The 11,577-nt window shown below is 41.7% G+C and carries 11 protein-coding genes and 1 pseudogene; 3 read left to right on the plus strand and 9 right to left on the minus strand.

The genetic code is table 11. The features are described 5' to 3' along the window. Positions 1-285 precede the first annotated feature (285 nt). The 8 genes from ACFE90_RS29810 to ACFE90_RS29845 all read right to left on the minus strand — a co-directional run bounded on the left by ACFE90_RS29810 (position 286) and on the right by ACFE90_RS29845 (position 7,478). On the minus strand, positions 286-1,152 hold the full coding sequence (locus ACFE90_RS29810; protein ID WP_375505972.1) for a manganese catalase family protein: 867 nt from the start codon (positions 1,150-1,152) through the stop codon (positions 286-288). A 395-nt stretch (positions 1,153-1,547) separates the two neighbouring features. Then, positions 1,548-1,889, minus strand: a complete 342-nt coding sequence (locus ACFE90_RS29815) for a cupin domain-containing protein (protein ID WP_375505973.1) — start codon at positions 1,887-1,889, stop codon at positions 1,548-1,550. Positions 1,890-1,994: 105 nt separating this feature from the next. Further along, the gene (locus ACFE90_RS29820) at positions 1,995-3,164 is read right to left on the minus strand and encodes a zinc-dependent alcohol dehydrogenase (protein ID WP_375505974.1); all 1,170 of its coding nucleotides are present in this window, start codon (positions 3,162-3,164) and stop codon (positions 1,995-1,997) included. 164 nt (positions 3,165-3,328) lie between these two features. Beyond that, entirely contained in the window at positions 3,329-3,709 is a 381-nt protein-coding gene (locus tag ACFE90_RS29825) for a hypothetical protein (protein ID WP_375505975.1), read from the minus strand. 62 nt (positions 3,710-3,771) lie between these two features. Next, on the minus strand, positions 3,772-4,941 hold the full coding sequence (locus ACFE90_RS29830) for a zinc-dependent alcohol dehydrogenase (protein ID WP_375505976.1): 1,170 nt from the start codon (positions 4,939-4,941) through the stop codon (positions 3,772-3,774). A 127-nt stretch (positions 4,942-5,068) separates the two neighbouring features. Continuing rightward, positions 5,069-5,767 (minus strand): SRPBCC family protein, encoded by a 699-nt coding sequence (locus ACFE90_RS29835; protein ID WP_229465756.1) that lies wholly within the window; start codon positions 5,765-5,767, stop codon positions 5,069-5,071. Positions 5,768-5,871: 104 nt separating this feature from the next. Next, a complete protein-coding gene (locus ACFE90_RS29840; RefSeq protein WP_375505977.1) occupies positions 5,872-6,969 on the minus strand; it encodes a DJ-1/PfpI/YhbO family deglycase/protease in 1,098 nt (365 codons plus the stop codon). Between the two features lie 131 nt (positions 6,970-7,100). Next, positions 7,101-7,478: a DUF2267 domain-containing protein gene (locus ACFE90_RS29845; protein ID WP_375505978.1), complete on the minus strand. Its 378-nt coding sequence runs from the start codon at positions 7,476-7,478 to the stop codon at positions 7,101-7,103. 335 nt (positions 7,479-7,813) lie between these two features. On the opposite strand from ACFE90_RS29845, the gene ACFE90_RS29850 reads away from it, so the two are divergent. The 3 genes from ACFE90_RS29850 to ACFE90_RS29860 all read left to right on the plus strand — a co-directional run bounded on the left by ACFE90_RS29850 (position 7,814) and on the right by ACFE90_RS29860 (position 10,046). Further along, positions 7,814-8,212: a DUF6335 family protein gene (locus ACFE90_RS29850; protein ID WP_375505979.1), complete on the plus strand. Its 399-nt coding sequence runs from the start codon at positions 7,814-7,816 to the stop codon at positions 8,210-8,212. Between the two features lie 371 nt (positions 8,213-8,583). Then, positions 8,584-9,075 (plus strand): orange carotenoid protein N-terminal domain-containing protein, encoded by a 492-nt coding sequence (locus ACFE90_RS29855; RefSeq protein ID WP_375505980.1) that lies wholly within the window; start codon positions 8,584-8,586, stop codon positions 9,073-9,075. 521 nt (positions 9,076-9,596) lie between these two features. Then, on the plus strand, positions 9,597-10,046 hold the full coding sequence (locus ACFE90_RS29860; RefSeq protein ID WP_375505981.1) for an orange carotenoid protein N-terminal domain-containing protein: 450 nt from the start codon (positions 9,597-9,599) through the stop codon (positions 10,044-10,046). A gap of 296 nt (positions 10,047-10,342) precedes the next feature. Here ACFE90_RS29860 and ACFE90_RS29865 read toward each other — a convergent pair. Further along, positions 10,343-11,577 (minus strand): annotated as a pseudogene (locus ACFE90_RS29865) (hypothetical protein); the annotation flags it as partial.

An 11,577-nucleotide genomic window follows, 5' to 3' on the forward strand; every position in this document is an offset into this window, starting at 1 on the left:
TTATTTCGGCGATGGCATTTGTTATTTCGGCGATGGCATTTGTTATTTCGGCGATGGCATTTGTTATTTCGGCGATCGCATTGTTCTTAATCTATCAAACTACAAAATGAGTGCTAGCTAGCTGATGCATATTTATCTGCTAAAATTCCCCCAACCCTCCTTTGCCAGGAGAATTGGGGGAATCAAGTGTTATTAGAACAGATGTGAATCCTAACTTCATGCCAATGATTAGCCACCGATGCTTGTTATACGCTCAGTCAAAGGGGGTGCGCTCGAACCGTTGCCTTATGCCTGTGGCATTTTCGAGGTACCATGCAGTCGTGCATCGGGCACAGGAGGTTGCGGTTCTGGGCCTAGTGGTTGGGGATTTTCTACATACTCAAATTCGCCTTTGCCATCCATTGAGGGGCCTTTTGCCCAACGACCTTCAGAGCTTTCTGTGCCTTCTGAGTGATTCCAGAACTGATAAGAAAACTCACGTTTCTCCAATTCCAATGGGAAGGAACTGGGAACTGGTGTGGTTTCCAATCCAGAGCTTTCTAAATCCTCAATGGTTGCTAGCCACAAATTTTGATGCATGGTATCACGAGCGATCATAAAGCTCAAGGTATCTTTCACTCCTGGATCGTCTGTCATCTCATACAGTCGCACTGCTTGCAAACGCCCTTGACTTTCGGCGTGGAGATTAGACCGGAAATCTGCCAACAAGTTACCACTGGAGACAATATAACGACCGTTCCAAGGATAGCCGACGCTATCAGATGGTGTTGCACCCAAACCAGACACAATAGCGTGTTGGGGGTTCATCGCCGCCGCCATAATTACATCTCGTGGGCTACTACCGCCCATCACGGCACCTACTACCGCATCTTTTGCGCTTTCTTCTTGCATTTTGATCGGCGCTTTATCTAGAAGATGGGCAATCATTGTTGCCAGCATCTCAATGTGACCGATTTCTTCAGTACCAACATCTAGCAGCATATCTCGGTACTTGGCAGGGCCTCGACAGTTCCAACCCTGAAACAGATACTGCATCATCACGGTCATTTCACCAAAAGTGCCGCCGATGAGTTCTTGAATTTTCATTGCGTAAACCGCATCTGGTTTTTCTGGTGGCTTAAAATACTGAAGTTTCTTATTGTGATAAAACATTTGAATTCCTCGTTAATAGATGTCGTTTACACAAAATCAAACAGTTGCCAAACTTTTATGCGATTTTGTGTAGCCTCTTATTACTAGGAAACTAATCAAATGCTTTATCTTCATCAGCCTCTAGTCAGATAAAAAAAATACTTTTAAATAAGTATTCCGACTAGGGCTTTTTTCTTTATAGTTCTGTCTAGGAATGGATTTCAAAAAGCTCTGGCTTCTTTCGAGAAAGGTATAACCAAAAGACAGTAGTTGACTGTATCGCTTTACTAGGCTCCATAGGGAGTCAAAGTAAAAAGGGGAACAACACTGTTGTTCCCCTAGGAAGGCTTTATATTCCATGCACTTGAAAACAGCTATAAGTTTTTAGCGATCGCAAAACTTCAGATAACTGCAAATCAGTTTTCGTCTCGCCCATGAACTTGAGCAGGTGGACTGGTTGCCTCAACAGCAGTAAATGATTCTAAAATTTTATAGGTATGGCTGGCTCCTTTTGGTACTACCCAAGAACTTCCAGGCTCTAGTAAAATTGTTTGCCCTTCAATATGCAATTCTGCACGACCACTGATTACATAACCAACAGTTTCATATTCTCGCGCTGTTGGCTCTTTAGGTTCGTTCGGTTGCTCATTCTCCCATAGGCGCATAGAAACGGTTTTGCCAGATGCAAGATATTTTTGACCAAGTTCACCTTTAGGGGAATTGCTAGAGTCTACTTTAATAACGGTTTTATCGGACATATTTTTTGCCTCTTTATACTTTTAATTTTGGGCATTGGGGATTGGGGGATTGGGCATGGTTATTTTCCTTGTTTCCATTCCCTATTCCCCACTCCCCATTCCCTACTACGGTTTGAGTACAACTTTGATGCAGTTATCTTTTTTGTGCTTAAAAATTTCGTAGCCGTGGGGCGCTTGTTCTAAAGGTAAAGTATGGGTGATGATAAAGGTTGGATCAATGTCACCATTTTGGATGTGTTCTAACAAGGGCCGTAAATACTTATGGACGTGCGTTTGTCCCATTTTGAAGGTTAATCCCTTGTTCATGGCAGCACCCATCGGGATTTTATCTAAAAAGCCACCGTACACACCCGCAAGTGATACATGACCACCTTTAGCAGCAGACACTATTACTTGCCGTAATGCCGTTGGACGGTCTGTTTCTAGACGTACTGCTTGCTTTACCTGGTCGTAAAACGCCATAAAGTCTGTGCCGTGTGCTTCCATTCCTACTGCATCTATGCAAGCATCGGGGCCACGACCGCCAGTCATTTCTTTGAGTGCTTCGCCTACATTCACTTCTTCGTAATTAAGAACTTCTGCTTTGGCGTATTCTTTAGCCATTTGCAGCCGTTCGGGAATGCGGTCAAAGGCGATTACCCTTTCCGCACCTAGCATATATGCGCTTTTGATGGCGAATTGTCCAACTGGGCCACAACCCCAAACGGCGACAATATCACCAGGTTTGATGTTGCAGTTCTCGGCTGCCATGTAACCAGTGGGGAAAATGTCAGTTAAAAATAGCACTTGCTCATCCGTTAAACCATCGGGAATTTTGAACAAGCCGACATCGGCAAAGGGTACTCTTGCATACTCTGCTTGACCACCAGCGTAACCGCCGAATAAATGAGAGTAGCCAAATAGACCTGCTGGCGAATGTCCCATTTGCTTTTCTACTAACCAAGCATTGGGGTTAGAGTTGTCGCACAGTGACCATAAATCTCGATTGCAGAAAAAGCAGCTACCGCAAGAGATGGTGAAAGGAACAACGACGCGATCGCCTATGTTAACATTTTTAACTGCACTTCCAAGTTCTACGACTTCCCCCATAAATTCATGACCAAGGATATCGCCCTTTTGCATGGTGGGAATGTAGCCGTCATAAATATGCAAATCTGAACCACAAATTGCCGTAGAAGTAATTTTAACAATGGCATCGCGTGGGTTAATAATTTTGGGGTCGGGAACTGTATCAACCCGCACATCGTTTGCTCCATGCCAGCAAACTGCTTTCATAATTATTTAGTCCTTAGTTATCATTTCTAGCTCGTTAATATCAAGATAAACACTCGATTTAGCCTGATTTTGAAACGCGATAGTTATCGCGTCTCAGTAAATTTTCACAGGTTGTTTTACAGTTAGACTCAAAAATTGCTACGAGTCTACATTCTATCTCTCAGTTACTTGCTAGGAGGAGTTCGGTAATAACCTTCTTTAGTTCCTGTCAATGGCTGAACTTTGTCTCCAACTGTATTTTTTGTAGACTTAAGAAAATCTTTTGTAGCTCGAGGAGTTTCTTCATCCAAGTTTAGCTTTTCGCGGATATTATCAGCAGCTTTTTTTAATGGATTTTGGGTTTTTGTTGTTTGGGTATCGTTTCTGATTTCACCTTTTCCGTCTGGGATTCCTTTATAATAAGTACCCTCTGGAGTTATAACATCAGCTTGTGCTACATTAACGTAGGTAAAAGCTTGACCCAGTAAAAACATAAATCCTACCAGGAAAACTACAAGGATTTGGGAAATACGAATGTTTCGTAGCCAAGAACTTACTCGATTCATAAAAAACCTCAATTGCATTATGTTGGGTGTACAATTCAAAACCCTAAATCATTATTCACTATTCAGGGTTTAAGAACAACTTTGATGCAGTTATCCTTTTTTTGTTGAAAGATGTGATAGGCGTGGGGTGCTTGCTCTAGAGGCAATTGATGGGTGACAACGAAGGATGGATCAAGTTTTCCATCCAAAATCTTCTGCAATAACAAATGCATATATTTTTGTCCATGCATTTGTCCCATCCTAAAGGTTAAACCCTTGTTGAAGGCTGCACCAAATGGTAGTTTGTCTACAAAACCACCATAAACACCCATGATTGAAAGAGTCCCGCCTTTACGACAGGCGACCATCATTTCCCGCAGAACGTGGGGACGGTCGGTTTCCAATCTGAGCTTTTGTTTTGTCTGGTCGTAGAAGTCTTCTAAACCAACACCGTGTGCTTCTAAACCAACAGCATCGATGCAAGCATCGGGGCCACGTCCACCAGTCATCTCTTTCAACGCTTCGCCAGCATTAACTTCTTCGTAGTTAATCACTTCTGCTTTGGCAAACTTTTTCGCCATTTCCAGGCGTTCGGGAAAGCGATCTATAGCGATCACTTTCTCGGCTCCCATCATGTAGGCGCTAATCATAGCAAATTGTCCAACAGCACCGCAACCCCAAACGGCTACAGTATCACCTGGTTGAATATCGCATAATTCTGCGCCCATATAACCAGTGGGAATAGCATCGGAGATAAATAACAACATCTCATCCGGCAAGTCTGGCGGAACTTTGACGACACCCACATCAGCAAAGGGTACACGGATATATTCTGCTTGTGCGCCTGCATAACCACCTAGCATGTGGGAGTAGCCATAAATGGCTGAGGTGATATTGCCAAATAATTTTTCTTGAATCCAACCGTTGGGATTGGAGTTATCGCACAATGACCAATTATCATGTTGGCAATAATGGCAATTACCACAGCCAATTGTGGAAGGAACAACAACGCGATCGCCTATTTTTAAATTGTTGACTCCCTTACCAACTTCCACGACTTCTCCCATAAATTCGTGACCAATAATGTCACCCTGTTGCACTGTGGGAATATAGCCGCCATATATATGTAAATCAGAGCCACAAATCGCCGTGGAAGTAATTTTAATAATCGCATCACGCGGGTTGAGAATTGTCGGATCTGGTACCGACTGTACCCGCACATCATTAGCACCGTTCCAGCAGACTGCTTTCATAGTTATTAATCCTTAGTCATTAGTCATTAGTCATTGGTCATTAATCATTGGTCATTCGCTTTAGGCAAAGGACAAATGACATAGACGCGCCAGCGGCTTCCCGTAGGGTAGGACAAAGAACAAATAACTACTTACGTCCAGAAGGTTGGCCTTCTGTTGTGGCAATTTCGCCTGCTTCCATTAGCATCTTGAAGCGGCGCAATTCATCGCCAATTTGCTGTTCTGGTTCTTCACCAAAAAGTTTAGCTACGGTAGCTCCCAATGCTCCACCGGGTGGGTTATACTCCAAAACAACCTTAACTTCTGTGCCGCGATCGCCTGGTGCTTTTTTGAAGCGGACAAAACCAGAATTATCAATGTCTGCACCTTCTACAGAAGCCCAAGAAATAAATTCATTTTCCCGGTCTTCGAGAATATCTGCATCCCATTCTACACTGTTACCCAAGGGTGCATTGGCTATCCAGTGAGAACGTTTTTCGTTATGCACCTTGACAGATTTGAGATGCTTCATAAATGTGGGCAGATTCTCAAAGTCGTGCCAAAAGCGATATAATTCTTCTGCCGATTTATTGATAGTTACCGTCTTTTCAACTTTGATGGGTTGGTTTAGACCTATTGCTTCCTGTGCTTTCTGGATTGTGCTTTGCTTGGTTGCACCTTGATAAACCAAACCACCACCTGCTAAAGCCGTCAGCGCTCCCCGCAATGAACCTTGTCTTAAACCCATCAGCACCATCGCACCGCCACCGATAAGGGATGCCCAACGCTCTACTTCACTAGCTTCCGGCTGGTTTGTATTTGATTTATCCCCTGATGTTGAAGTCACTTTTTATATCTCCATTAGTGTAAATTCACCATAGAGGCGCGAATACCCTCTTCTTTCTGTGCGTTATTTGCGCCTCTTCGGTAGCCGTCTACGTTCAAAAAACCTTACATTGACACAGCAGCCCCTGTAGTCGGCTTAGGAGGCTGAATCTGAGTACCTATTCGCGCCCGATACAGTTCTACTAATCGCTGTTCGTATTTCAATAAATTTTGGTAAATTTCTTTGAAAATAGCAGTTGCTACTGGATCAGTGAACATTGCAGACAAATTGCCAATATCGCCGATACCAGTTTGCACATCACCTAAAGCAGAACGTAACTGATATATATCATCACTTCCGGTCAAGGCAGTTTTGACCTTGGCATACTGATTGGCAATATTCGCGCCTAAAGAAGGTTTTTCGCCCAATAGCTGAAGATAAGTTTCCAGTTTTTGAATGTGGCGCTGTTTATTAGCAATTATTTCTTGAAAGACTGAGTTAACTTCGCTATCTGATTCCTTTTGCAAGTAGTTTTCAAATGCTTCTAGCGAATAACGTTCACCAGCAAGGGCATTATTTAAACCTTTAGTGATCTCACCTTTAGTTGAGCCACCCCAAGCATCAGCCAGCTTCCACCATTCAGCACTTGTGTCTTTTTCATTTGGTAATGCAGCATCTTTGCCACTATAACCCAAACGGCTCAAAATAGCTGTGGTAAAAATTGGCAAGTCTCCAGGTTCACGGGATGTAATCAAATTTCCGTCAACTACCACCGGCTCATCTAGATATTTTGCGCCAGCGTTAATCATGTCCTTGGCAATAGCGATAAAACCAGTGGCTTGTTTACCTTTGAGCAAGTCGCCTTCAATCAAAACTTGTGGCCCATGACAAACAGCAGCAACTAATTTTCCTTGTTGTATGGCTTCTTGGACAAAACGTACTGTGTTGGTGTTCCGCCGCATTTGATCGGGAGCCATCCCACCGGGAATTATCACCGCGTCGAATTCGGCTGCGATCGCTTCTGTGGTAGTACCATCAGCTTGGATGCTAAGTTTGCCGCGTTTACCCTTATATTTTTCATTCATTCGGGAACCGAGGACTACTACCTCCATTCCCGCTTGTTTTAGTCCATTATAAGGTACTGTAAATTCTGCATCCTCTACTGCATGTTCAATGAGAATGGCAACTTTTTTCTTACCGGAATGAGTGTTATGGTCAGTCATTGATTATATTACCTGTTTATTTCTAGTATTTAACTAGCTACAATATTTATCGATTACAAAGTTAAGCAGCTAGAATTTTTCGTGATAAATTTTGTTTGAATTGCCTACTATGCAGGATCTTCACTTCTTGGTCAAGTCCCAAACAGTTCTTCGTAATCGTGAGAAAAATGGGAGTGCAAGGCAGCATATAATTCTGGACTGATGGCATTTTGCAACACACTAAATACAGCCCGAACATGAATTGCTACAGTGGTTGGATCTATATTTTCTCTTTGACTTGCACGAGCAATAAACTCTTGTAAGTTGAAATAGCCACCACTATCTCCTTCTTTCCCTCGCAAATAATCTCCTAGTTGTTTGGGCAAATTTGCAGCTAGTTCCTGTGTTTCATCATTTGCTATCCGTTCTTTAAGGCTTTCTAATGTGGCACGGGTAGCACGTTCTGCCTCTTCACGAGAATCTGATTGGGTAAGGCTTTGTACATGTGTAATGAACTCATCGTATTCCACTGTCTACCTCCGCTTCTCAAAATTCTTTAGTTAAAAGCATGAATATAAAGTTAAATGGCTAAACTTAAATTTGATTTTTTGCTCAATAATAAATAGTTATGAGTGAGAACCTGGCTACTGAATAATTTCGGTTTTATAGCTCTTAACTCATAACTAAAAACTTCAACTACAAGTTGTTTGACCATGAATTCATATTTATAATGGTATGACCCGATGGGTAGTTAAGCTTCGTTCCAAGGGGATAGATTATTTTATTTCTAAAGCTATACATCTCTAGTAAGACAACTGGGTGTCAGGAAAACGTTATTGTGATAATGCACAAAATGGCTAGTATCATGGCAGAAAAAAATCATAATGACGAAATTGAAACCAATGATTTGCCACAGGAAATTACCGAATCCTACGGTACTGGTGTGAAAGACTTACCGGGATACAATATTGGTGGGCGCTCAATGAGAGCAGAAAGACAGGAGTACACAGAAACTAGTCCTGAACTCACTGGTGGCGATGTTGACGCTTATTGGCAAGATGCAGATGCAGTGGGGGATGAAGCTGTTGGTGGTAGCACTTCCACTCCCGATCAAAATGTAACTGAGGAGCTAGAAGCAGCAGTAGGGCTAGAAATGGATGATTTTGCGTTTCTGCGTACTAACGATATTTTAGAGGAACGTGATGGCGATCGCTGGGAGCTAGATCCAAAGTCTTCTGAAGATTATCAAGATCGGCGAGAATAAGCTAAATAATAGCAAAAGCCGTATTCCTATTTGATGTCGCCGTTAATATGATATGGCTGAATTGGGCAGTGCTTAAAAAGCACTGCCACAATCAAATTAACATCTATCTACAGAAATAACCCCTGATAATATCTCAATTGGGTAGCATTTCCATTACTTTGCTAAAGGCAAGTATTGTTTTGTCTTTTAATGTTGGGTTTTTATCTAACTGTAATACTTCTAATGCAGGACTACAGGTTGCCCAATTTATGTTTTGTTTATAATTGATCTTCTTTATGATTCCAATACATCTGTCTTCAGTAGGGTAAAACGCCAATTGTACATTTGATAACCTTGCTAATGAAATTAATTAATTGCAATTGGAGTTAATAATGACATTTACACAAACTGGCGATCCAACTATTCGTGAACATGTTCAAGCTTGGCAACAGTTGGATGTGGATCAACAACTGGCTTTGTTTTGGTTCGTTTACAAGGAAATGGGTAAGTCAATTACGCCAGCTGCTCCTGGTGCTAGCACTGTTTCCCCAGAAATTGCTGAAGGTTTGTTTAATCAAGTTAAGGAATTATCTCACGAACAACAATTACAAGTTCAGCGTGACTTGATTAATAAAGTAGATACCCAAATTTCTCGTGAATATGGTTCTTTGGGTGATACCACTAAGCTACTATTTTGGTATCGATTATCTCAAGGTATGGATAATGGTACTATCATTCCTGTACCTTCTGACTATGAACTTCCCTCACAATCTCAACAATTGTTTGGCAAAATTCAAGGATTAGAGTTTGAGCAACAGATTACTCTTTTCCGTGATTATGTTTCGCCAATGGGCGCTGAAGCAAAATCAGGTGCTGAAATTTAGCACTTTTGAAGTTTTGAAGCTGCTTGAGGCTACCTTTTATACCAAGTTAATTTGGTTGTAGTAGAATTCAGGAATCAAAATGTCTTTACTTTTCACCAAATTTAGGCGATTGGTGTTAGTGTAGGGTTACCAACTCTAGCCTGCGATATGCAGCATCGTCGTCATGCGAAAGACAAGAGTGTTATATCGCTTTTCTTAAAGCTTGTTATATCCGCCAGTCGCTTAACATCAAGCCAAATTTTGATGACTGGCGTTTTCATTTTTTTGATAAATAAACACAGATTAAAAATTAAAACTCTGTGTTTATGTATGCCCTTAGTCCAGTTGTATCTAACAGTTGTAACGCCCTTTGTTTTGTACTCGATAGATATATTAAGAGTAATCACAGTTTAATTAATCTGTCTTTTGGTTGATTTCAATATACTTAGTTTATATTAATGGTATATTTGATGTAGTGTTTTCTATAAAGTTAAATCAATATTTTTTTAGTTAATTAAGCAGTTAATTACTTTGAGGTGTTTATGACTTCTACGAACGTCAATTTTTTAGAACAAAGTGTATCAAAATTTCAGAGTTTGGATACAGACGATCGCCTGAGTGTGCTAGCTTTACTTTACACTGAAATTTCTCATGAAATTCCAGCGCTCTGTCTCAATGATGTGACGAATGAAAAGACTGCGAATTTAGTTGCACAAATTCAAAACCTGCCACAGCAGGAACAGGTTTCTGCTTTGCGTCAGTTGCTACACCAAGGCGAGGTAGGAGAAACAGCAATTCCTACTCAAGAGTATACTTCACTGAGCGTTGATGATAAATTGGCTTTTTGGTATCACCTCGCCCAAAACTTGGGAACTACAATTATCGGTGTACCAGATGACTATATACCTTCTGAAAAAGCTGCCGAAGTAATAGATTTACTTCACACACCCAACATTGATGATTTAGTAACTTTCTTTAAGCAGGTGCTGTAATAGTTTTGAGTTAAGAATCAAAGGTGGGGCTATGCCTCACCTCTATTTTTAAGTTAATTTTTATAAGTTAATGATTATAGTATTTCTTCTAAATATTGGGTTAAGGAAATTTATCTCTTAAAGCACTAGTACAGCGCGGCGTAAATCAAGCTACCATTTCAAACAGCCACGAGGGTTGATGTATGAACTTTTTGACTTTTGACTTTTGACTTTTGACTTTTGACTTCCGCTCTGCGGCACTAGGGGGAGAGAAAAAAGCTTAACCCAAGCGTATTGGTATGTGCTTTATTAATCTACTACGCTTGAATGATGAAGTCTGAACCTATCAAAGTCGGCGCACCAGTCAGAGTTGCAAATAGACCACCGCTACCAAAACCAGCCGCGCTGCCATTTTGGTTGTAAAACAACTGTCCACTCACAGCGTTATACACAATTTTTGCCGTGCTGGTTGCTGCTGAAGAAGTGATTTTAAAATCACTGACATTACTAAAACCTGTTCCCGTAGCAGAAGTAATAGCACTAAAGGTAGTCTTATCCAGGATAATTTTGTCATCTTGGGAGTGTTTAAAATCAGCGATCGCATCTACACCAACAGCAGAAGAGGCAAAGGCAGCATTGGTATTGTACAAAAATCTGTCAGCACCCGCACCACCAACAAGCGTATCATTGCCTGCACCACCAATGAAAGTATCATTACCAGCGCCACCCCGCAGCAGATCATTGCCACTTTTGCCGTCGATTTTGTCATTACCCCCCTGAGCATTGACCACATCAGCAGAGTTGTCAAAACCCTTAATGTTGTTGGATAGGTCATTGAGGAATGTCACCGTATTCTTTTCAAACAGGCTAGTTTGAGTGGAATTGGCATCAAAGACATTAAAGCCGATGATGCTAGTTTGCCCATCAAACAGGATATTGCTAATCGTTGGTCTTGTTCCAGAAGCTTTCAGATTATGCAAGTTTTCCAACTGAAAGTTTTGCAGAGTGACTTTGGTATTAGCCACATTTTCAAAGGTAACTTCTAGAATCTTGCCTTTTTGAGTCAATAGCAAATTTCGGACAGTTAAGCCACTCCCTGTAAATTGCAAAGTGTCTACTTTAGCAATCACAGCCGCCGATGGATTTGTGCCTTTACCTACACCGCCAAAATCAGTGATGATATCATTGCCATCGCCTCGGCGAATCACAAACTTATCTTGACCACCACCGCCTGTTAAGGTATCGTTACCAGCTAAACCATCGATAATGTTGTTGCTAGCTGTGCCTACAAGAGTATCTGCACCAGGAGTTCCCGTCAGGTTAAAAGTGCTAACGCCGATATTTGGCCCCCCAAACAACACATAGCTTTGCCCAGCGCCAGAGATGCCGTTAGCTGAGGCAAAAGGTGCGCCTATAATCAGGTCGTCAACGCCATCGTTATTGATGTCACCCGCAGAACTAACTGAAAGACCTATGGCGCCACCTCCAGGAATGGTGAAGCCATTAGTGCCATTCAAGTCAGAGAGGTTAAAAGTGCCGCCACTGCCGACAT

The sequence above is a fragment of the uncultured Nostoc sp. genome, assembly GCF_964245445.1.
GTDB lineage: Bacteria > Cyanobacteriota > Cyanobacteriia > Cyanobacteriales > Nostocaceae > Nostoc.

Bases quoted from the DNA above. Each gene is read 5' to 3' on its own strand.
- ACFE90_RS29810 (WP_375505972.1), bottom strand. From the start codon at position 1,152: ATGTTTTATCACAATAAGAAACTTCAGTATTTTAAGCCACCAGAAAAA.
- ACFE90_RS29830 (WP_375505976.1), bottom strand. From the start codon at position 4,941: ATGAAAGCAGTCTGCTGGAACGGTGCTAATGATGTGCGGGTACAGTCG.
- ACFE90_RS29825 (WP_375505975.1), bottom strand. From the start codon at position 3,709: ATGAATCGAGTAAGTTCTTGGCTACGAAACATTCGTATTTCCCAAATC.
- ACFE90_RS29815 (WP_375505973.1), bottom strand. From the start codon at position 1,889: ATGTCCGATAAAACCGTTATTAAAGTAGACTCTAGCAATTCCCCTAAA.
- ACFE90_RS29820 (WP_375505974.1), bottom strand. From the start codon at position 3,164: ATGAAAGCAGTTTGCTGGCATGGAGCAAACGATGTGCGGGTTGATACA.
- ACFE90_RS29840 (WP_375505977.1), bottom strand. From the start codon at position 6,969: ATGACTGACCATAACACTCATTCCGGTAAGAAAAAAGTTGCCATTCTC.
- ACFE90_RS29860 (WP_375505981.1), top strand. From the start codon at position 9,597: ATGACTTCTACGAACGTCAATTTTTTAGAACAAAGTGTATCAAAATTT.
- ACFE90_RS29850 (WP_375505979.1), top strand. From the start codon at position 7,814: ATGGCAGAAAAAAATCATAATGACGAAATTGAAACCAATGATTTGCCA.
- ACFE90_RS29855 (WP_375505980.1), top strand. From the start codon at position 8,584: ATGACATTTACACAAACTGGCGATCCAACTATTCGTGAACATGTTCAA.